Raw genomic sequence first — 20,469 nt, forward strand, 5'->3', positions numbered from 1 at the left:
CCGCCGTGAGGGCGGGTTCCGCGGCGGTGACGAGCGTCGTGGCGGCTTCCAGGCCCGTGACGACCGCCGTGACGGTGGTTTCCGCGGCCGCGATGAGCGACGCGGTGGCTTCAACCGTGACAACGACCGCCGTGAGGGCGGGTTCCGCGGCGGCGACGACCGTCGTGGTGGTTTCAACCGCGGTAGCGACGAGCGCCGTGGCGGCTTCCAGGGCCGTGATGATCGCCGTGGTGGTTTCAGCCGTGACAACGACCGCCGTGAGGGCGGCTTCCGCGGCGGTGATGACCGTCGTGGTGGTTTCAACCGCGACAACGACCGACGTGACGGCGGCTTCCGCGGCGACGACCGCCGTGGCGGTTTCAACCGCGGTGGCGACGACCGTCGTGGTGGTTTCGGGGGCCGCGACGACCGTCGCGAGGGTGGCTTCCAGCGTCGCGATGACCGCGGTGGTTTCAACCGTGGTGGCGATGACCGTCGTGGTGGTTTCAACCGCGACAACGATCGTCGCGAGGGCGGTTTCCGTGGCGGTGACGACCGTCGCGGTGGCTTCAACCGTGATGACCGTCGTGGTGGCTACCAGGGCCGTGACGACCGGCGCGGTGGGTTCAACCGTGACAACGACCGTCGCGAGGGCGGCTTCCAGCGTCGCGACGACCGCGGCGGTTTCAACCGTGGCGACCGCCGTGACGGCGTCTTCCAGCGCCGCGACGACCGCCGTGAGGGCGGTTTCGACCGCGAGAAGCGCTTCGGGCGCCCCGACCGCTCGTTCGACGACGCCCCCGTGCGTGACGAGTCCCGCGTCGAGGACGCGCAGGTCGAGAACGTGACGGCGGCGAACGCCGACGTCGCGGCGACCACCGTCGAGGCCGACGCGGCCACGAGCGAGAACATCCAGCGCGAGAACGTCGACGTCGTCGGCGAACAGAACCCCGACGAGCGCGTCCACGTCGACGGCGACGTCGAGGGTGACGTCCGCGTCGACGACGCTCCCACCGCCGACGCCACGGACGCCGAGCGCGACGGTGTTGACGCCGCCGACTCCGACACGACCAACTCTGACGCCGACAACACCGACGCGCAGAACACCGACCCCGCCGACGCCACGAACGCCACCGCGGGCACGGCCGACGGCGAGCACGCGGGCTTCGACGAGAGCGAGTCGGACGAGATCGACGAGAGCGTCATCATGACGTTCACCGAGCTCGGGCTGCCCGAGGCGCTCGTCGAGCGCATGGCGCGTGACGGCATCACGAAGCCGTTCCCGATCCAGGCGGCGACGATTCCCGACGCGATGGCCGGCAAGGACGTCCTCGGCCGCGGTCGCACGGGTTCGGGCAAGACGCTCGGCTTCGGTCTGCCGATGCTGGCGCGTCTCGCTGAGGGCGGCAAGGCTCGCGCGCACCAGCCGCGCGCCATCGTCCTCGTGCCGACGCGTGAACTTGCGATGCAGGTGAGCGATGCGCTGCAGCCGCTCGTCCACGTCGTCGGTCTCAAGCACAAGCTCGTCGCCGGTGGCATGCCGTACGAGCCGCAGCTGTCCGCGCTGGAGCGCGGCGTCGACGTCCTCATCGCCACGCCGGGTCGCCTGTCCGACCTCATCGAGCGTGGCGCGGCCGACCTGAGCCGCGTCGAGATCGCCGTGCTCGACGAGGCTGACCACATGGCCGAGATGGGCTTCCTCGAGGCCATCACCGAGATCCTCGACCTCGTGCCCGAAGGCGGCCAGCGCCTGCTGTTCTCCGCGACGCTCGACCGTGGCATCGACACCGTCGTCGACAAGTACCTCGTCGACCCGGTGACGCACTCGACGGACGACGGCACCGCCACCGTCACCACGATGGAGCACCACGCGCTGCTCATCGAGCCGCGCGACAAGAAGGTAGTGACGGCCGAGGTCGCGAACCGTGAGGGACGCACCGTGGTGTTCGTCCGCACCAAGATGGGCGCCGACCGTGTCGCCGCAGAGCTGCGCGAGCAGGGCGTCATGGCTGCCGCGCTGCACGGTGGCCTCAACCAGGGTCAGCGCAACCGTGTCCTGTCGGCGTTCAAGGACGGGCGTGTGCCCGTGCTCGTCGCGACGGACGTCGCGGCGCGCGGCATCCACGTCGACGAGGTCGGCGTCGTGCTCCAGGTCGACCCGCCGGCCGACCACAAGGACTACCTGCACCGCGCCGGCCGCACGGCCCGCGCGGGGGAGAAGGGCACCGTCATCACCCTGGCGCTGCCGCACCAGCGCCGCTCGATGCAGCGTCTACTCGACTCCGCCGGCGTCGACGTGAGCCTCGTGCGCACGCGCCCCGGTGACGAGGCGATCGTCGCCGCGGGCGGTTCGACGCCCGAGGGCCGTTCGATCTCCGAGGACGACCTGCGTCGCACCCTCGCGCCGCGCAACGACCGTGGTGGTCGCGGCGGCCGTGGCTACGAGCGCGGTGGCCGGGGTGGTTACGACCGCGGTGGTCGTGACGGCGGGCGCGGCGGTTACGGCCGTGGCGGTGGCTTCGACCGTGGTGGTCGTGGACGTTTCAACGACCGCGACGACCGTGGCCAGGGCCGCGGACGCGGCGACGACCGCGGCTTCGGTGGCGGGCGCGGTTACCGCGACGACATCGACGGTGGTTTCGAGCGCGAGAACCGTCGTCAGAGCTTCGGTGGTCGCGGCGGCCAGGGGGGTCGTGGTGGGTACGGCGGCGACCGTGGTGGCTACCGTGGCAACCGCGACTGACGCCGACTGAATCTGCGCTGATGTTGCCCGGTGATCCGGTGCCCCGTGCCCCGATCACCGGGCAACATCGCGTTCGGGGCGGGCGTGTTCCACAATGGACGGGTGACCTCGTTGACCGGCCGACTGCTCGTCGCGGTGCCTCGTGCCCACGACCGCGACGAGGGTGACATCTTCACCCGTAGCGTCGTGTTCGTCCTCCACCACGGTGACGACGGCGCCCAGGGCGTCGTGCTCACCGAACCGCTCGAGGCCGGTGTCGACTCGGTCCTTCCGGGGTGGCAGTCCGCGTGCTCGGCGCCCGATCGTCTCTTCCAGGGCGGGCCCGTCGGCCTCGACACGGCGGTCGCGCTCGCGGGCGTGCCGGGGCGCGGTGACGTCGTGGGCGCCACGCGACTGTTCGGTTCGCTCGCCGTCGTCGACCTCGACGCGCCGCCGGAGATCGTCGCCCCGCAGCTGTCGGGGCTACGCGTGTTCGCCGGCAACTGCGGCTGGGAGCCGGGCCAACTCGACGTCGAACTCGCTGACGGGTGGTGGGTGCGCGCCGAACCCGAGATCGCCGACCTGTTCGACGCCGACCCCGAGACGTTGTGGGCGCGCGTCCTCGCACGCCAACCCATGCCGACGTGCCTCCTGGCGTCGTTCCCCGACGACCCGACGCTCAACTGACCCGCCGCCTGACGCCTCGGCTCGCTGCCCCCTGGCCCGCCGCGGGCGGCGCGCCTACACTGGCGCCCATGAACCCGGTTGTGTGGAACTCTTCGATCGACGACCCGTCATCGCCCCTCGGCGCGCCCGACGGCCCGGGCGGCCTCGGAGGGCCGGGCACGTCGACGGCGGTGCTGGAGCGAGAGCAGGTCGACCACCAGCTCTCCGAGCCCGGCGATCACGAGCGCTTCGCGCACTACGTGCGCAAGGAGAAGATCATGGAGTCGGCGCTGTCGGGCGAGCCCGTCACCGCGCTGTGCGGCAAGGTGTGGGTACCGGGCCGCGACCCGGAAAAGTTTCCGGTGTGCCCGACGTGCAAGGAGATCTACCAGGGCCTGCGTCCGCCGCAGGACGGCGGGGAGTGACGCCGACGGGCGTCAGCTCGCCTTCGCGACAGGCTGCCTGACGTCGCCGGTGACCGGGGCCGCACCGACGGCGCTGGTGACGACCGGTCCCGCGGCGGTGGACGCCGTCGCGGAACCGCCGTCCACCCCCGTCAGGTGCTCACGAACCTCGACTGCGGGCGCGTGCGATTCGGCCATGCGGATGAGCACCGTGCGGACGGCCTCGACGCTGACGCCGGCCGCCTCGGCAATGGCGCTCTTCGTCACCTTTGCCTGATCGGCGGCGGCGACCGCCCGCCGGTACTCCGCTTCGGCGGCGAGACGCGCTTCGCGAGCCGCAGTGACGGCGCTGAGCTTCTCGCGTTGAGCATCGGTGAGTTGGGCTCTCGTGCGAACCATGACTCTCGTCCTTTCCCTGCGAGCCCCGGCCAGGGGTGAGCGGCCTCGATGGACCGAGCGGCGACGCGCCGCCGGGACCATCGAGTGCTCGATGTCCATGACTGACTCCACCCTAGGCGCGCGGACGCCCCGCATGGTGGGTTGAGCGCTACTCAACTCCAGGGTGTGATGCTCACCCCACCCTCCGCCGTCGCCCGGCGGGCCTCCGACACCCTTCGACGCGCCGTCGCGACCCAGCCCGTCTCGTCAGCTGGGAGCCTGCTGGGTGAAGCGACGAAGCGGCGACGAGAGTGCTCCCGCGGTGGCGGCCTGCCCCCATCACGCTCGTGCTGTGCGCGGGGGCTCGGTTCGGTGGCGCGGGAGTTCCTCGCCGCGCGCGGCGGCACGACGCGCAGCCTGCGCGTCGGCTTCGCCGCCATCGTCGTCGCGCTGCCGCACATCGGCCTCGCGCACGGCGTCGGCGCACTGGAGTCGGTGATGGCTGCGTATGGCCTGGGCCTCGGCCTGGTCGACGCCGGGTGCAACATGCAGGCCGTCGCCATCGAGCACCATTACGGGCGCCCGCTCATGTCGACGTTCCACGGGGCGTGGACGCGCGGCGGCGTCCTCGGCACGCTCATCGCGCTCGCGACGCATCGCTGGGGCTTCGCGTCGCCGCCGCGGTGCTCATGATCCTGCCCGCCGCCGCGACGCTCGCGCCGTACGTCCCGCACGCGCGGCCGGAACCGGCGCCCATCGCATCCGGGGCCGACGCCCCCGCCGCGCGCAGCCTGCCCTGGCGCCGCATCCTCACCCTCGCCCTCGCGCTCGTCGTGTTCTACATGGTCGACATCGCCGTGACGACGTGGGCGCCCACCTACCTGCACCACACCTTCGCCTCACCGGCCTCGCTCGTCGCCGTCGCCACCCTGCCGTACCTCGTGTGCTCGCTGCTCAGCCGCAGCTGCGGCGACTGGCTGACGGCGCGGCTCGGCCCCGCGGCGCTCGTCGCGCCGTTGTCGTACTCGGTGGCCGCGCGCCTCGCCCGCGACGCACACCCGGAGGCGGACGCGGCGTCCGTCCAAGCCGGCAGCGACGCGATCAACGCGCGCTTCAACCAGTTCAACTACGTCGGCGCCCTGCTCGGAGCCGTGCTGACGGGGACGGGCGCGCTCGGCGACACGTCCCTGCGCTACGGATTCGCCGTCCCGATGGTGCTCGTCCCCGGCCTCGTGGGGGCTGTCGCGCGCGTTCCGGCTGGCCTGAACGGTCGGTGGCGGCGGCCAGGTCGGGGAGTTCGTTCGGCGCCGGTAGACTGCTCGGCCTATGAGTACCTCGGCTGCAGAGCACCTCTCACCCGCCTTCCCGGAGCGCGCCGCGTGGGGTACCGCGGGCAAGCTGCGCGCCTGGCAGGCCGGTGCGCTGGAGCGGTACCTGAGCACCGATCCGCGCGATTTTCTCGCCGTCGCAACCCCCGGCGCCGGCAAGACGACGTTCGCGCTGCGCCTCGCGACGGAGCTGCTGGGGCGCGGCATCGTCAAGAAGGTGACGATCGTCGCGCCGACCGAGCACCTCAAGACGCAGTGGGCCGACGCGGCCGCGCGCGTCGGCATCCAGATCGACCCGAGGTTCACGAACCGTCAGGTCGATGAGGCGTCCGACTACGACGGGGTCGCCCTCACCTACCAGGGCGTCGCGAGCAACCCCGAGGTGCACCGCATCCGCACCGAGCGCACGCCGACGCTCGTCATCCTCGACGAGGTGCACCACGGCGGCGACAACAAGAGCTGGGGCGAGGCGCTGCGCACTGCATTCGACGGCGCCGCGCGACGCGTCTGCCTCACCGGTACCCCGTTCCGCAGCGACACGAGCCCCATCCCCTTCGTGCGCTACGAGGTCGACGACGCCGGCATCCGTCGCTCGGCGAGCGACTACGCGTACGGCTACGCCGAGGCGCTCGCCGACGGCGTCGTCCGGCCCGTGCTGTTCATGGCCTACGGCGGCAACATGCGATGGCGCACCCGGGCCGGCGACGAGATCGCGGCGCGTCTCGGCACACCGATGACGAAGGACGCCATTGCAGGCGCCTGGCGCACCGCGCTCGACCCGAACGGCGCGTGGATCCCGTCCGTGCTTCAGGCCGCCGACAAGCGCCTGTCGGAGGTGCGACGTCACGTGCCCGACGCGGGCGGCCTCGTCATCGCCTCGAACCAGACGGCCGCGCGCGCCTACGCGCGCACGCTCGAGGCGATCACTGGCACCAAACCGACCGTCGTGCTCTCCGACGACGCGGGCGCGAGCTCCCGGATCGAGGACTTCGCCAAGAGCAGCGAGCGGTGGATGGTCGCCGTCCGCATGGTCTCCGAGGGTGTCGACGTGCCGCGTCTTTGCGTCGGCGTCTACGCGACGTCGACGTCGACGCCGCTGTTCTTCGCCCAGGCCGTCGGACGCTTCGTGCGCGCCCGCAAGCGCGGCGAGACGGCGTCGGTGTTCCTGCCGACCGTGCCGATCATCCTCGAGCACGCCTCGCGTCTCGAGGAGCAGCGCGACCACGCCCTCGACCGTCCGCAGCGCGCGGGGGAGAACCCCGAGGACAACATGTGGTCGGAGGAGGAGGGGCTGCTCGCCGAGGCCAACCGTGAGGAGAAGGCCTCCGGGATGCTCGCCGACGACGGCACCTTCGAGGCGCTCGAGTCGCAGGCCGAGTTCGACCACGTCCTGTTCGACGCGCAGCAGTGGGGCATGGGCGGTGACGTCGGCAGCGAGGACGAGCAGGAATACCTCGGCTTGCCCGGTCTGCTCGAGCCCGATCAGATGGCGAGCCTGCTGCGTGAACGTCAGGCCAAGCAGGCCAAGGCCGGGCGCACGCGACGCACCGACGACGACGAACCCGTCGCCGCGCACCGTGCCCTCGCCAAGCAGCGCAAGGAGCTCAACGGCCTCGTCGCGCAGTACGCGCGCAAGAGCGGCCAGCCGCATGCCGTCATCCACAACGACCTGCGTCAGCAGTGCGGGGGGCCGACGCTCGACAAGGCCTCCTCCGAACAGGTCGGCGAACGCATCGAGTTGATCCGTCGCTGGTTCGTCGGTCGGCGCTGAGCCTGCGAGGCCCTCAGCCCGCGAGGCCCTCAGCATGCGGGTGTCATGTGGGATGCAGTGCGGTACGAGGCACTGCCTGCCTGGCTCATCCGCACGGCTCATCGCGCCCGGCGCGTCATGCCGGGGCGGATAGGGTAGACGCATGACTGAGCAGCCGCACGCGCCCGTTTCGTCGGGCTGGTACGACGACCCCCGCGACGCCACCCAGCTGAGGTACTGGGACGGCATCCTGTGGACCGAGCGCACCATGCCGAAGCTGCGCCCGGGCCTCGACCACGTCGGGGAGGCTCGCCCGGTCCAGCACCTCGACGCACCGCCGCGCCGTGACGGCGAGCCGCGCACCTATCCGGCTCACTGGGGCCCCGAGGGCAGCGGGGAGCAGCAGCATCGCTTCGGTGCCCCGCAGCCGCGGGCTCATGATCAGCGCCCGACGGCGTTCGGAACGAGCGCGGGGGAGCCGTCGGGGGTGTGGCGCCGCTTCTTCGCCTACTTCCTCGACCGCATCATCTTCGGGGTGCCCGTCACCCTCGCGATGCTGCCGTTCCTGCACTCGTGGATCGACGAGTTCCGCGACTTCATCGACGAGGCGAGCACCGCCGCGAGCAACGGTGGGCAGATGCCGGCCTTCCCCGACGACCTGACGTCGCCGCCGCTCGTGTTGGCGCTCGCGCTGTTCGTGGCGGGATTCGTCTACGACACCCTGATGACGTCACTGCGCGGTGCGACGCTCGGCAAGTCGGCGCTCGGCATCCGCGTGGCGCCCATCGAGGAGGGCGACCCCCGCTCGCCGCAGAAGTTGCCGATGGCACGCAGCGCCGTGCGCGCTCTCATCAAGTACGTGCCGGATCTGATGTCGCTCGTCGCCGTGCTCGCCGGCATCGCGGGCCTGCTGCAGATCGCGATCCTGCTGTGGGCGCTGAGCAACCGCCTCCGTCAGGGCCTCGACGACCTCGCGGCGCGCAGCGTCGTGCGCCGCACCCGCTGACCCCGCCCCACCTGCGTTTTTCGTCCACCTTCGCGAATCCCGTCCACATCGGCGATTCTCGTCCATCTTCGTGCCCGGCACGCGGGCCGCGTTCTCAGCCGACGACGGGTTGACCGACGAGCTCGACGCCCGCGTCGCGCATGGTCGTGAGCGCCGCGTCGGTGCTGTCGGCTGCGACGCCGGCCGTCATGCCGAGCAGCACGCGCGTGCCGAAGCCTTCGCTGACGGCGTCGAGCGCGGTCGCGCGGACGCAGTGGTCGGTCGCGATGCCGACGACGTCGACGCTGCCGACGCCCGCGTCACGCAACCAGGAGGCGAGCGACTCATCGCCACCGGCGAAAGACCCCTCGAATCCTGAGTAGGCCGCGGCGTACCTGCCCTTGGGGAAGATCGCGTCGAGCCGATCGACGGCGGGCGCGAATCCGTCGTGGAACGCCGCGCCGTCGGACTCGGCGCGGCAGTGCACGGGCCACGAGTCGCGGTAGTCGGGGGTCTCGCTCCAGTGCTCGCCGGGGTCGACGTGCCAGTCCTGCGTCGCGACGACGACGTCGTAATCGGCGAGCGCGACGTAGTCGGCGATCGCCGCGGCGACCTGGGCGCCCCCGGCCACGGCGAGCGAACCGCCCTCGCAGAAGTCGTTCTGCACGTCGACGACGACGAGTGCCCGGCGCGTGCCGGCATCAACGTTCGGCGCGCTCATCGCTGCGTCACCCCGCCCAAACCGGGACCCTCGTACCGGGTCGGGATGACGGGCTCACCGCGCGACATCTGACGCGCCTTCGCGGGCAATTCCGCGCGGGAACGCTCGTACACCGCGCGGGCGCTCGCGGCGTCCGTCGGCGCGACGACCTCGCCGTTCCTGACGAGCGGGACGAGCAGCGCACGGTCGTCGCCGTCGTCGACCGGCTGCTCGCCGATGCCGATGATCTCGGCCTCGGCCACTCCCTGTGCGTTTCGGCGACGCAGCGCCCACTTGCGTCCGCCGACGGAGATCTTGTCCTTGCTCTTCTTCGCGACGTCGATCATCTGGCCGTCGTCGCCCGCGTGCTGGACGAGCTTGTAGACCATGCCGGCCGTCGGCGCGCCGGAGCCGGTGACGAGGGAGGTGCCGACGCCGTACGCGTCGACCGGCCCGGCTGCGAGGGCGGCGATGGCGTACTCGTCGAGGTCGCTCGTCACGACGATCTTCGTGCTTGTGGCACCGAGTGAGTCGAGCTGCTCGCGCACCTCGCGGGCCTGCACGAGCAGGTCGCCGGAATCCAGACGCACCCCACCGAGTTCGGTGCCCGCGACCTCGACGGCGATCTTGACGGCGTTCTTCACGTCGTAGGTGTCGACGAGCAGCGTCGTGTCCTTGCCGAGCGAGTCGACCTGCGCGGTGAACGCGGCGCGCTCGTCGTCGTGCAGCAGCGTGAACGCGTGCGCCGACGTGCCCGTCGTCGGCACGTCGTAGCGACGTCCCGCCTCGAGGTTGGAGGAGGCCGCGAACCCCGTGATGTACGCGGCGCGCGCGGCTGCGACCGCTGCCTCCTCGTGCGTGCGACGCGAGCCCATCTCGATGCACGGACGGCCGTCGGCGGCGAGCACCATGCGCGACGCAGCGGCGGCGACGGCTGAGTCGTGGTTGAGGATCGACAGGATCAACGTCTCGAGGATCACGCCCTCGGCGAACGTCGACTCGACGACGACGAGCGGCGAGCCCGGGAAGTAGCACTCACCCTCGGCGTAGCCGTGGATGTCACCGGAGAAGCGGTAGTTGGCGAGCCACTCGAGCGTCGGCTCATCGACGACGGCGCGTCGACGCAGGTCGTCGATCTCGGCCTCGGTGAACCGGAACTCTTTCAACGCCTCGAGAAAACGACCCGTGCCCGCGACGACGCCGAAGCGGCGGCCGTCGGGCAGGCGGCGGGCGAAGACCTCGAAGACGCTCTTGCGGTGGGCCGCACCGGAGCGCAACGCCGCCTGGAGCATCGTGAGCTCGTAGTGGTCGGTGAGCAGGGCCGTCGAGGCCGAGATGGTGGAAGTCACGTATCGAACTCTAAGGTGGTTGACGTGTCGATCGCGCCTCCAGACATCGATTTCGAGCAACTGGCCAAGCAGCTCGCCGACCCCGACCCCCAGGACGTGGGGGAGCGGGCGTGGGTGACGCTCGTGTGGAACGACCCCGTCAACCTCATGAGCTACGTCAGCTTCGTGTTCCAGGACTACTTCGGCTACTCCCGCGAGGAGGCCGAGCGGCTCATGATGCAGGTGCACACCGAGGGCCGCGCCGTCGTCAGCAAGGGCAGCCGCGAGAAGGCCGAGGCCGACACGATCGCCATGCATGGCTACAGCCTGTGGGCGACCTACGAGCAGGAGGGCTGATGGCCGAGGCATTCCGGCGTGACCCGTCCGACGAGCGGCGCATCGTCGGACGTCTCGACGACGTCGAACGCGCCGTCGTCGTCGATCTCATGCACCAGACGAGCGTCCTGCTCTCCGACGGTAGTGACGACGCACCCGACGCGCCGCGCGGCACCGACGAGGACGAGCTGTTCGCGGCGCTCGGACGCTCTATGAGCGCCCGGGAGGCTCCACGCGACCCGGCGCTTCGTCGGCTGCTGCCCGACGGTGTCAAGGACGATGACGGCGCGGCCGCCGAGTTCCGCCGCCTCACCGAGGCCTCCTTGCGCGATCGCAAGCTGCGTAACCTCGCTACGGCGATGACGGCGTTCGAGCGCGCGGGTGCGAACGTCGACCTCGCGCAGGCGATGAGCGCCGGCGAACCCCGCGACATCGTCCTCGACGAGGCCGAGGCGCGCGCGACGATGATGGCGCTGACGGACGTGCGGCTCGTGCTCGCCGAGCGCCTCGGCGTGCGCACCGATGCGGATGCCGACGCACTCGTCGAACAGGTCGAGCGTGGGCAGGTGCCGAGCGACGAGGAACAGCTCATGGCCGCCTACTACGACTTCCTCACCTGGCTCGCCGAATCGGTGACGCTCGCGGTGATGCGCGAGGCCTGAGGCGCAGCGCAACGGCCGTCTACGATGGAGACATCATGAGCGACTCGACTGCCACCTCAGCCCCCACCCCCTCGACGCCCGGCGAGACGAGCCCCGGCGCCGTCCGTCTGCGCGTCGCGCCGTCGCCGACGGGTGACCCGCACGTCGGCACCGCCTACATGGCGATGTTCGACCTTGCGTTCGCGCGTCAGCAGGGCGGAAAGTTCGTCCTGCGCATCGAGGACACCGACCGGGCGCGCTTCCAGGCCGATTCCGAGCAGCAGATCTTCGACACGCTGCACTGGCTCGACCTGAACTGGGACGAGGGCCCCGACGTCGGCGGCCCGTACGCGCCGTACCGTCAGAGTGAGCGGCTCGACACGTACAAGCCGTACGTCGACAAGCTCATCGACGAGGGCAAGGCGTACTACTGCTACTGCACGAGCGAGCGGCTCGCCGAGATGCGCGAGCTCCAGCAGAAGCAGAAGCTGCCGACCGGCTACGACCGTATGTGCTACGGCAAGTCGCGTGAGGAGCGCGCCGCCGAGCCCGGCTTCAGCGAGAACCCCGTCGTGCGCATGTTCATCCCCGACGACGCGCCGCTCGTGTTCGACGACCTCATCCGAGGCGAGGTCAAGGCGCCCCGCCCGGACGATCAGGTCATCATGAAGGCCGACGGTTTCCCGACGTACCACCTCGCCGTCGTCGTCGACGACCACGAGATGGGCATCACGCACGTCGTGCGCGGTGAGGAGTGGATCAGCTCGACGCCGAAGCACATCCTGCTCTACCAGGGCCTCGGCCTCGAGCCGCCGAAGTTCGCGCACATGCCGCTGCTGCGCGATGAGAAGAAGGCGAAGATCTCCAAGCGCAAGAGCCCGTGGGCGCGCCTCACGTGGTTCAAGGAGCAGGGTTACCTGCCGGAGGCGCTGCTCAACTTCCTCGCGCTGCTCGGCTACCCGCCGATCATCGAGGCGGACGGCACCGAGCGCGAGGTGTTCACCTTCGAGGAGTTCAGCGAGAACTTCGAGTGGAGCAAGGTCAACACCGTCGGCCCGATCTTCAACCTCGACAAGCTGAACTGGCTCAACGGTCACTACATCCGCGAGCTCGAGCCTCGCGACTTCGCCGCGCGTATCCTGCCGTTCCTCGTCGCGGACGGCGTGCTGCCGGAGCAGCCGTCGCTGCCGCAGCTGGGTCGCCTCAACCTCGTCGCCGAGCTGATCCAGACTCGCATCAACCTGCTGTCGGAGGCGACGCCGCTCGTCGCACCGTTCTTCACCGACGACGCCGAGCTGCCCATCGCGGACGACGCCCGTGCGCAGCTCAAGGAGACGGCCCCGCAGGTGCTAGACGCCGCCATCGCGGCCCTGGAGCCCATCTCGGGTTCGCTCGGCAAGCCTGACGGCACGGGCATCGAGTGGGTGCACGAGCGCATCGAGGCCGCGTTGCGCGAGGCCGTCGTCGACGGCCTGGGCATCAAGCCGAAGTTCGCCTTCGGCCCGTTGCGCACCGCCGTGTCCGGTCAGCGGATCTCACCGCCGCTGTTCGAGTCGATGGAGATCCTCGGCAAGCACTCGACGATGGAACGCTTGAAGAACCTGCGCGCGAGCCTGTGATCGACCGGGGCGCGCCTGCCTGTCGGCCCTGACGGATGCGTCAGGGCCGGCGCGGCAGGGCGCCGGTCGATTTGTCGTCCCGGGAAACCTCCGGTAAAGTTTTCACTCGGTTCGGGGAACGAACGGAAGGCCTCGCGAGGCGCGCTGTTCGATCACTGCAACCCCCATTGGGGTATGGTGTAATTGGCAACACGGATGATTCTGGTTCATTTGTTCTAGGTTCGAGTCCTGGTACCCCAGCGCAGATCGCTTGTGCAGAAGGTGACGCCCGCGTCACGCGCGCACAGAGTGATTTCGGGAAAACGATGACATGAGTTAAAGTTTTCCTCGCTGCTGAAGGGCCGAAAGGTTGACGAAGCAGGCCATGGCCCCGTTGTGTAGTGGCCTAGCACGCCGCCCTCTCAAGGCGGTAGCGCGGGTTCGAATCCCGTCGGGGCTACATCGAGACAAGAAATCCTCACCGTAGAAATGCGGTGGGGATTTCTTGTTTGCCTTCTCTTTCTGTCGCCGTCTCGGCTCAGACCGACCTTTTTCGGGTCCTGATCATTCGTGCGCTCGAATGCGGGATCCAGGAATCGCCACCGGACGGCCGCAGGTCACGTGCACCTGCCCAAGGGCATCGTCGCCAGAGGTGGATCAGCGCGTCGTGGGTGGCGCGACGCTCTTCTGCTGCGCGGCGGCGCGCGCGAGCACCTCCGTCAGCTTGTTGGCGCCGGCGACGACCGTTGCGGCGTGCAGCCGCCCGGGCTGACGGGAGACGCGCTCGACGGGGCCGGAGATCGAGACGGCGGCGATGACGCGGCCGCTGGGCGAGCGCACCGGCGCGGAGACTGACGCGACGCCCTGCTCGCGCTCGCTCACCGACTGAGCCCATCCGCGGCGGCGCACGCCGGAGAGCATCGTCGCGGTGAACTTGGAGCCCTGCAGGCCACGGTGCAGACGGTCGGGCTCCTCCCAGGCGAGCAGCACCTGGGCCGCGGAGCCGGCCTGCATCGACAGCGTCGCGCCGACGGGGATGGAATCGCGCAGACCCATCGGGCGATCGGCGGCCGCCACGCAGATGCGCTGGTCGCCCTGGCGGCGGAAGAGCTGGGCGCTCTCGTTCGTGTGGTCGCGCAGCGCGCCGAGGACGGGCCCGGCGGCGGCGAGCAGGCGGTCCTCACCGGCGGCGGAGGCGAGCTCGACGAGTCGGGGGCCGAGGACGAAGCGTCCCTGCATGTCACGGGCCACGAGGCGGTGATGCTCCAGCGCGACCGCGAGGCGGTGGGCGGTCGGGCGAGCGAGGCCGGTGGCTGCGACGAGCTGGGCGAGGGTGGAGGGCCCTGCCTCGAGGGCGGAGAGCACGACTGCAGCCTTGTCGAGGACTCCGACGCCACTTGAATTGTCCATGTACTGATATTGCAGTCTCATGAACCGAGACGCAAGTCCGGTCCGCCGGTAAAAGGGTAACGCTTGTCGCAGAACGGTGTCTCGTGGGTCGGACGACCCGTCGATCGAAGGAGGATGACGTGGGTTCCACGTTGGCCGAGAAGGTGTGGCAGCAGCATGTCGTGCGAAGCGCGGAGGGCGAGCCCGACCTGCTCTACATCGACCTTCACCTGCTCCACGAGGTCACGAGCCCTCAGGCGTTCGACGGGCTGCGGCTCGCGGGGCGCACCGTGCGTCGCACCGACCTCACGCTCGCCACCGAGGACCACAACGTCCCGACGACGCCGGGCCCGATCACCGACCTCGTCAGCCGCACCCAGGTCGAGACGCTGCGCCGCAACTGCGAGGAGTTCGGCATCCGCCTGTTTCCGATGGGCGACGCCGAGCAGGGCATCGTCCACATCATCGGCCCGCAGCTGGGCCTCACCCAGCCCGGCGCGACGATCGTCTGCGGCGACAGCCACACCTCGACGCACGGTGCGTTCGGCGCGCTCGCGTTCGGCATCGGCACGAGCGAGGTCGAGCACGTCCTCGCGACGCAGACGCTGCCGCTCAAGCCGTTCAAGACGATGGCGATCACCCTGGAGGGCGACCTGCCGGACGGCGTCAGCGCGAAGGACATCATCCTCGCCGTCATCGCCGAGATCGGCACCGGCGGCGGCCAGGGCTACGTCCTCGAGTACCGCGGCAAGGCGATCGAAGCGCTGTCGATGGAAGCGCGCATGACGATCTGCAACATGTCGATCGAGGCGGGCGCCCGCGCCGGCATGGTGGCGCCCGACCAGACGACGTTCGACTACCTGGAAGGCCGCCCCCATGCGCCGCAGGGCGCCGAGTGGGATGACGCGGTCGAGGCGTGGAAGCAGCTGCGCACCGACGACGACGCGGTGTTCGACGCCGAGGTCGTCATCGACGCGACGAAGCTCGCGCCGTTCGTCACCTGGGGCACCAACCCGGGCCAGGGCCTGCCGCTGACGGCGGCCGTGCCCGACCCCGAGCAGATGGGCGACGACTCGGAGAAGGATGCCGCCGCGAGCGCCATCGAGTACATGGGGCTGAGCGTCGGTCAGCCGCTCAAGGAGATCGCGATCGACACCGTCTTCCTCGGTTCCTGCACCAATGGGCGTCTCGAGGATCTGCGCGCCGCGGCGGACGTGCTGCGCGGGCGCAAGGTCGCCGACAGCGTGCGCATGCTCGTCGTGCCCGGTTCGGCGAAGGTGCGTCTCGACGCCGAGGCGGAGGGGCTCGACGCCGTCTTCACCGACGCCGGCGCCGAGTGGCGCCTGCCCGGCTGCTCGATGTGCCTCGGCATGAACCCCGATCAGCTCGAGCCGGGGGAGCGCAGCGCGTCGACCTCGAACCGCAACTTCGAAGGGCGCCAGGGCAAGGGCGGACGCACGCACCTCGTCAGCCCACAGGTCGCCGCCGCGACCGCCGTCACCGGCACGCTTGCCTCGCCCGCCGATCTGTGACCCGCTGAGCCGTCAGGAGACATCGATGGACAAGTTCACCACCCACACCGGCGTCGGGGTGCCGCTGCGCCGCAGCAACGTCGACACCGACCAGATCATTCCAGCCGTCTACCTCAAGCGCGTCACCCGCACGGGCTTCGAGGACGGGCTGTTCTCCGCATGGCGCAAGGACCCGTCGTTCGTGCTCAACACCGAGGCCTACCGTGACGGTTCGGTCCTGGTCGCAGGCCCCGACTTCGGGACGGGCTCCTCGCGCGAGCATGCCGTCTGGGCGCTCATGGACTACGGCTTCCGCGTCGTCATCAGTTCGCGCTTCGCCGACATCTTCCGCGGCAACTCGGGCAAGGCCGGCCTGCTCACCGCGCAGGTCGAGCAGGGCGACGTCGAACTGCTGTGGAAGTACCTCGACAACGAACCGGGCGCGCAGATCACGGTCGACCTGGGCTCGCGCACGATCCACGCGGGGGAGCTCGTCGTGCCGTTCGCTGTCGACGACTACATCCGCTGGCGCCTCATGGAGGGCCTCGACGACATCTCGCTGACGCTGCGTCACGAGGACGACATCGAAGCGTTCGAAGACGCTCGTCCGAGTTGGAAGCCGTCGACGCTCGTCCGATAGATGATATCGCGCGCCGCGCGGGAGGCCTCGCGCTCGTGGCGCGCGTGTATGAGGTTCGACGCCCGGGGAGGTGTCTGCGAATCGCTTACGGCCGCAACATGGTCGGGCGACCGCCATGATGATCTATGACGATCGGCCTACGCGTGTTCGGTGCGTGGGCGCCGCACGGCGGACGACGAAGATTTCACCCAATGGACGGGGATGCAACCACTCGGTACCGTTGGCCCACGTCGAGACGCAGGACGGGATCGAGCCGTGACGGACGGACGAGAAGGGGTAGGACGAAAGATGAACAAGGCAGACCTGGTCGATCGCCTCGAGGTGCGCCTCGGCAGCAAGGAGGCCGCACTGGAGGCCGTGGAGGCCGTCGTCGACGTGATCATCCGAGAGGTCGCTGCCGGCAACAAGGTAGGGATCACCGGATTCGGCACGTTCGAGCGCGTCGACCGCGCCGCCCGCACGGGCCGCAACCCGCGCACGGGCGAAGCGGTGCGCATCGGTGCGACCTCCGTGCCCAAGTTCACCCCTGGTACGAACTTCAAGGCCGTCACGGCCGACCCGTCGAAGCTGCCCCGCTCCGGCAACGCCGGTGGTCGCGCGCGCGTCGAGCGCTGAGACGCACCGCGTCGGGCGGCGTCAGCGGATCTGCTGGCCCGTCCCGATGCCCTCGATCCACAACCGGCGGATTCCGTCTGGCCCGTGATCGACATTGAGACGCTGCCCCACGCGCAGCGTGCGCAGGCCGCTGCGCGCGAAGGCGTCGGCGTCGAACGGCAGCACCCGGCCGGCGTCGGTGATGAGCTCACCCGTGAACGTCGCCTCGTCGAAGCGGTGGACGCTGGCCTGCGTGTGATGGGTCATGGCGGCTCCTTCGGCGGCTCGGACCGGTGACGGCGAGGTGCGCGGGTCTCGTACCCTCTCACAGCGATCCCTCCCATGCTGCCAGATGCCCCGGCCTGATGGATCGCAACGCTGCGACGAATGCCCTGGACGTGTCGTGCCACTAGAGTGCGAGACGAACAGGAGGTGCCCATGGCGAAGATCTCGCTCGATGCGGGAGAGCGCAACGCCGTCGTCTCCGTCATCACGAAAGCCGTCGGCCCGGCGGTGGCGCCGTCGCTGCGTGAGACGTGGCGAGGCGCCGAGCACGTTCCCGCCACCGGCGGCGCCGTCATCGCCGCGAACCACCTCAGCTACTCCGACCCGTTCGTCATCGGCCGCTTCCTCCTCTACGGCGCGGGTCGCCTGCCGCACTTCCTCGGCAAGGCCGAGGTCTTCGCCGTCCCCGTCCTCGGGCCGCTGCTGCGCCGCGCCGGGCAGATCCCCGTCCACCGCGGCACCGCACGGGCCAAGGACAGCTTCGTCGAAGCCGTCGACGCCGTCGCGGCCGGCCGCCTCGTCTGCCTGCTGCCGGAGGGCACACTGACGCGGGATCGCGCGTTCTGGCCGATGACGGGCAAGTCCGGCGCCGCGCGCATCGCGCTGACGACGGGCGCCCCGCTCGTCCCCGTCGCGATGTGGGGGCCCGAACGAATCATCCCGCCGACCAGTCGCGCCCGCCACGTCGTGCCGCACCTGCTGACGCGCCGTCATGACGTCACCGTCGTCGCGGGCGAGCCGGTCGACCTCGACGATCTGCGCGGGCGCGACCTCGACACCGAGGTGCTGACGGAGGCCACCAGGCGCCTGATGGCCGCCATCCTCGAGCTGCTGTGCGAGATCCGCGGCGAGCGACCCGGCGCGCCGCCGCTCGACAACCCGCGCAGCGGCTCGCGCCCGACCGACGCGCGAGGCACGCGATGAACGCGTCGACCTGTCCCAGTGGCCCCCGCGCCGACCTGCCTCACAGCGCCGAACTGTCCGGCCGCACCGAACTCCACGAAAGGACGAGACGATGACACGCGCCGCAATCATGGGGGCGGGAAGCTGGGGCACGGCGTTCGCCGCCGTCATGGCCGACGCAGGCACCGACGTCACGCTGTGGGCGCGCCGTGCGGAGGCTGCTGACGCGATCAACACCGAGCGCCGCAACGTCGCCTACCTGCCCGAGCTGCAGCTCGACGAGCGCATCAGCGCGACGGCGGACGCGGCGCAGGCGCTCGAGGGCGCCGACCTCGTCGTCCTCGCAGTCCCTTCGCAGTCGCTGCGCGGCAACCTCGAGCAGTGGCGCGACGTGCTGCCGCAGGGCGCGCCGCTCGTGTCGCTCATGAAGGGCATCGAACTCGGCACGCACCTGCGGATGAGCGAGGTCATCGCGGAGGTCGCGGGCGTGCCGCTCGCGCAGGTCGCCGTCGTCTCCGGGCCGAACCTCGCGAAGGAGATCGCGCAGAAGCAGCCGGCCGCCGCCGTCGTCGCAGCGCCGCATCACGGGCTGCGCGCCAAGGTGGCAGAGGCCTGCGCCGCCCCGTACTTCCGCCCCTACACGAACGCGGACGTCGTCGGCACGGAGATCGCGGGCGCGGTGAAGAACGTCATCGCGCTCGCCGTCGGCATGGCCCACGGCCTGGGCCTCGGTGAGAACACGACGGCGACGCTCCTGACGCGCGGTCTCGCGGAGACGGCCCGCCTCGGTGCGGCGCTCGGCGCCGACCCGCAGACGTTCCTCGGCCTCGCCGGTGTGGGCGACATGGCCGCGACGTGCAGTTCGCGCCTGTCGCGCAACCATGCCTTCGGGCTGGCCCTCGGCGAGGGGCAGACGCTCGAAGAGGTGACCGCACAGGCCAGCCAGACGGCCGAGGGCGTCAAGTCGTGCCGCTCCATCGTCGAACTCGCACGCAGCGTCGACGTCGACATGCCGATCTGCGACGGCGTGCACGCCATCCTCTACGAAGGGTGGGGCCCGCAGGAGATGGTGCGCGCCCTCATGTCGCGTTCGCGCAAGAGCGAACGCGTCTGACGACCGGCCAGGCGCGCCCGTTGTTTCGGGCGTCGGCCGGGGCAGCCTGGCGGGGCAGTCGCGTGACCGGGTCAGTCGGCTGACGCGGCGTGCGCCCGGCGCAGGGCGTCGTCGAGGTCCGCCCACAGATCCTCGACGTCCTCGACCCCGACCGACAGGCGCAGCAGGTTCTCCGGAACGCTGGCCGGTTCGAGCGCATGTCGACGGCGGCGCTCCAGCATCGACTCGACGCCACCGAGGCTCGTGGCGGGCAACCACACCTCGACGAGCTGTTCGACGGCGCGTGCGGCGTCTGCGCCACCGCGCAGTTCGAGCGCGATCATCGCGCCCGTTCCCGGGTGGCGCACGCGCGCGACGTCGTCGTGCTCGCGCAATCTCGCAGCGAGCGTCGCCGCGTTCGCGCAGGCGCGCTCCCAGCGCAGGTGCAGCGTCCGCATGCCTCGCAGCGCGAGCCACGTCTCCTGCGGGCCGGGGATGGCGCCGCCCAGCGTGCGTGCTGTGAGCAGCCGCGCTGCGAGGTCGGCGTCGTTCGTCACCGCCGCGCCGAGCAGGACGTCGCTGTGGCCCGCGAGGTACTTCGTCACCGAATGCACGACGACGTCGACGCCGTCGTCGAGGGGGCGGCGCCCGAGCGGCGTGTTGAACGTGTTGTCCTCGATGACGAGCGCGCCCGCCGCGTGGGCGCGGCGCGTCACGGCGGCGACGTCGCACGTCTCGAGCATCGGGTTGCTCGGCGACTCGACCCAGACGAGATCGCACCCGGCAGCTAGGGCGGCGTCGAGGGCGCCGTCGTCGGCGAGGTCGACGCGCGTGAGGTGCGCGCGGCCGGCCTCGTGCCAGGTGTCGAGGAGGGCGGAGGTGCCGTTGTAGAAGTGTCGCGGCGCGATGACACGGCCGCCGTGCGGCAGGAGGGACAGCGCGGCCGAGATGGCGCCCATGCCGCTGGCGAAGGCGAGCGCGGTCGTCGAGGCGTCACCTTCGAGGGAGGCGAGGGTCGTCTCGAACGCGCTCCACGTCGGGTTGCCGACCCGCGCGTAGTTGAGGTCCGCGCCGGCCACGTAGGTCGAGGTGAGCGTGAGTTCCGGGCTGACGCTCGCGCCCGGCGCGCGGGCAGGGCGTCCACCGCCGACGAGGCGTGTCGCAGCAGCGAGCGGGCGGGCGGGGCGATCGGCGTGCGCAACCATGCGAACACCCTGGCACGGCGGCGCCACCGCGCGC

At 70.7% G+C, this 20,469-nt stretch carries 21 protein-coding genes and 2 tRNA genes; 16 read left to right on the plus strand and 7 right to left on the minus strand.

The features are described 5' to 3' along the window. Window positions 1-823: 823 nt before the first annotated feature. The 3 genes from AX669_RS14105 to AX669_RS07715 all read left to right on the plus strand — a co-directional run bounded on the left by AX669_RS14105 (window position 824) and on the right by AX669_RS07715 (window position 3,792). Window positions 824-2,722, plus strand: coding sequence for a DEAD/DEAH box helicase (locus tag AX669_RS14105; protein WP_369815070.1), 1,899 nt, complete (start codon window positions 824-826; stop codon window positions 2,720-2,722). A 102-nt stretch (window positions 2,723-2,824) separates the two neighbouring features. Continuing rightward, window positions 2,825-3,388 carry a YqgE/AlgH family protein gene (locus AX669_RS07710; protein WP_062257642.1) on the plus strand — a complete coding sequence of 188 codons (564 nt, stop codon included), beginning with the start codon at window positions 2,825-2,827 and terminating at the stop codon, window positions 3,386-3,388. A gap of 68 nt (window positions 3,389-3,456) precedes the next feature. Continuing rightward, window positions 3,457-3,792, plus strand: a complete 336-nt coding sequence (locus AX669_RS07715) for a DUF3039 domain-containing protein (RefSeq protein ID WP_050786634.1) — start codon at window positions 3,457-3,459, stop codon at window positions 3,790-3,792. A 12-nt stretch (window positions 3,793-3,804) separates the two neighbouring features. Here AX669_RS07715 and AX669_RS07720 read toward each other — a convergent pair whose 3' ends face one another. Beyond that, window positions 3,805-4,170: a hypothetical protein gene (locus tag AX669_RS07720; protein WP_062257645.1), complete on the minus strand. Its 366-nt coding sequence runs from the start codon at window positions 4,168-4,170 to the stop codon at window positions 3,805-3,807. 351 nt (window positions 4,171-4,521) lie between these two features. On the opposite strand from AX669_RS07720, the gene AX669_RS07725 reads away from it, so the two are divergent. Next, window positions 4,522-4,842: a hypothetical protein gene (locus AX669_RS07725; protein ID WP_062257647.1), complete on the plus strand. Its 321-nt coding sequence runs from the start codon at window positions 4,522-4,524 to the stop codon at window positions 4,840-4,842. 184 nt (window positions 4,843-5,026) lie between these two features. Here the strand turns inward: AX669_RS07725 and AX669_RS07730 are convergent, their stop codons facing one another. After that, the gene (locus tag AX669_RS07730; protein WP_062257649.1) at window positions 5,027-5,266 is read right to left on the minus strand and encodes a hypothetical protein; all 240 of its coding nucleotides are present in this window, start codon (window positions 5,264-5,266) and stop codon (window positions 5,027-5,029) included. 209 nt (window positions 5,267-5,475) lie between these two features. Here AX669_RS07730 and AX669_RS07735 point away from each other — a divergent pair, with 209 nt between their 5' ends. Then, complete coding sequence (locus AX669_RS07735; protein WP_062257651.1) at window positions 5,476-7,248, plus strand: DEAD/DEAH box helicase; 1,773 nt, start codon at window positions 5,476-5,478, stop codon at window positions 7,246-7,248. Between the two features lie 142 nt (window positions 7,249-7,390). Next, complete coding sequence (locus tag AX669_RS07740) at window positions 7,391-8,233, plus strand: RDD family protein (protein ID WP_062257653.1); 843 nt, start codon at window positions 7,391-7,393, stop codon at window positions 8,231-8,233. A 94-nt stretch (window positions 8,234-8,327) separates the two neighbouring features. Here AX669_RS07740 and AX669_RS07745 read toward each other — a convergent pair whose 3' ends face one another. Together AX669_RS07745 and AX669_RS07750 are read right to left on the minus strand one after the other, a co-directional pair. Further along, the gene (locus AX669_RS07745; RefSeq protein WP_062257656.1) at window positions 8,328-8,933 is read right to left on the minus strand and encodes an isochorismatase family protein; all 606 of its coding nucleotides are present in this window, start codon (window positions 8,931-8,933) and stop codon (window positions 8,328-8,330) included. Continuing rightward, the gene (locus AX669_RS07750; protein WP_062257657.1) at window positions 8,930-10,261 is read right to left on the minus strand and encodes a nicotinate phosphoribosyltransferase; all 1,332 of its coding nucleotides are present in this window, start codon (window positions 10,259-10,261) and stop codon (window positions 8,930-8,932) included. The genes AX669_RS07745 and AX669_RS07750 overlap by 4 nt, the downstream gene beginning before the upstream one ends. A 15-nt stretch (window positions 10,262-10,276) precedes the next feature. On the opposite strand from AX669_RS07750, the gene clpS reads away from it, so the two are divergent. The 5 genes from clpS (at window position 10,277) to AX669_RS07775 (ending at window position 13,275) form a co-directional block, all read left to right on the plus strand. Continuing rightward, window positions 10,277-10,597, plus strand: coding sequence for an ATP-dependent Clp protease adapter ClpS (clpS, locus tag AX669_RS07755; protein WP_006947542.1), 321 nt, complete (start codon window positions 10,277-10,279; stop codon window positions 10,595-10,597). Continuing rightward, window positions 10,597-11,238: a DUF2017 domain-containing protein gene (locus tag AX669_RS07760; protein WP_062257659.1), complete on the plus strand. Its 642-nt coding sequence runs from the start codon at window positions 10,597-10,599 to the stop codon at window positions 11,236-11,238. The genes clpS and AX669_RS07760 overlap by 1 nt, the downstream gene beginning before the upstream one ends. A gap of 35 nt (window positions 11,239-11,273) precedes the next feature. Then, a complete protein-coding gene (gene gltX / locus AX669_RS07765) occupies window positions 11,274-12,836 on the plus strand; it encodes a glutamate--tRNA ligase (protein ID WP_062257662.1) in 1,563 nt (520 codons plus the stop codon). Between the two features lie 168 nt (window positions 12,837-13,004). Continuing rightward, window positions 13,005-13,076, plus strand: a tRNA-Gln gene (locus AX669_RS07770). A gap of 126 nt (window positions 13,077-13,202) precedes the next feature. Continuing rightward, window positions 13,203-13,275 (plus strand) — tRNA-Glu (locus tag AX669_RS07775). 197 nt (window positions 13,276-13,472) lie between these two features. Here AX669_RS07775 and AX669_RS07780 read toward each other — a convergent pair. Then, complete coding sequence (locus AX669_RS07780; protein ID WP_038568870.1) at window positions 13,473-14,225, minus strand: IclR family transcriptional regulator; 753 nt, start codon at window positions 14,223-14,225, stop codon at window positions 13,473-13,475. A 119-nt stretch (window positions 14,226-14,344) separates the two neighbouring features. On the opposite strand from AX669_RS07780, the gene leuC reads away from it, so the two are divergent. The 3 genes from leuC to AX669_RS07795 all read left to right on the plus strand — a co-directional run bounded on the left by leuC (window position 14,345) and on the right by AX669_RS07795 (window position 16,970). Further along, window positions 14,345-15,736, plus strand: a complete 1,392-nt coding sequence (gene leuC / locus AX669_RS07785; protein WP_006947513.1) for a 3-isopropylmalate dehydratase large subunit — start codon at window positions 14,345-14,347, stop codon at window positions 15,734-15,736. Between the two features lie 25 nt (window positions 15,737-15,761). Next, window positions 15,762-16,355, plus strand: coding sequence for a 3-isopropylmalate dehydratase small subunit (gene leuD / locus AX669_RS07790; RefSeq protein WP_038568866.1), 594 nt, complete (start codon window positions 15,762-15,764; stop codon window positions 16,353-16,355). A gap of 288 nt (window positions 16,356-16,643) precedes the next feature. Then, a complete protein-coding gene (locus AX669_RS07795) occupies window positions 16,644-16,970 on the plus strand; it encodes an HU family DNA-binding protein (protein ID WP_062257664.1) in 327 nt (108 codons plus the stop codon). 21 nt (window positions 16,971-16,991) lie between these two features. Here AX669_RS07795 and AX669_RS07800 read toward each other — a convergent pair whose 3' ends face one another. Next, entirely contained in the window at window positions 16,992-17,216 is a 225-nt protein-coding gene (locus AX669_RS07800; protein WP_006947507.1) for a hypothetical protein, read from the minus strand. Between the two features lie 171 nt (window positions 17,217-17,387). Between AX669_RS07800 and AX669_RS07805 the strand changes: the two genes are divergently transcribed. Both AX669_RS07805 and AX669_RS07810 read left to right on the plus strand, forming a co-directional pair. Continuing rightward, the gene (locus AX669_RS07805) at window positions 17,388-18,158 is read left to right on the plus strand and encodes a 1-acyl-sn-glycerol-3-phosphate acyltransferase (RefSeq protein WP_062257666.1); all 771 of its coding nucleotides are present in this window, start codon (window positions 17,388-17,390) and stop codon (window positions 18,156-18,158) included. Between the two features lie 91 nt (window positions 18,159-18,249). Further along, the gene (locus AX669_RS07810) at window positions 18,250-19,251 is read left to right on the plus strand and encodes an NAD(P)H-dependent glycerol-3-phosphate dehydrogenase (RefSeq protein WP_006947509.1); all 1,002 of its coding nucleotides are present in this window, start codon (window positions 18,250-18,252) and stop codon (window positions 19,249-19,251) included. A 71-nt stretch (window positions 19,252-19,322) separates the two neighbouring features. On the opposite strand, the gene AX669_RS07815 is transcribed toward AX669_RS07810, so the two are convergent. Then, the gene (locus tag AX669_RS07815; protein WP_062257669.1) at window positions 19,323-20,435 is read right to left on the minus strand and encodes a PLP-dependent aspartate aminotransferase family protein; all 1,113 of its coding nucleotides are present in this window, start codon (window positions 20,433-20,435) and stop codon (window positions 19,323-19,325) included. Between the last annotated feature and the right edge of the window lie 34 nt (window positions 20,436-20,469).

This window comes from Dermacoccus sp. CCH2-D9, from assembly GCF_001556795.1.
GTDB classification, from domain to species: Bacteria; Actinomycetota; Actinomycetes; order Actinomycetales; family Dermatophilaceae; genus Dermacoccus; species Dermacoccus nishinomiyaensis.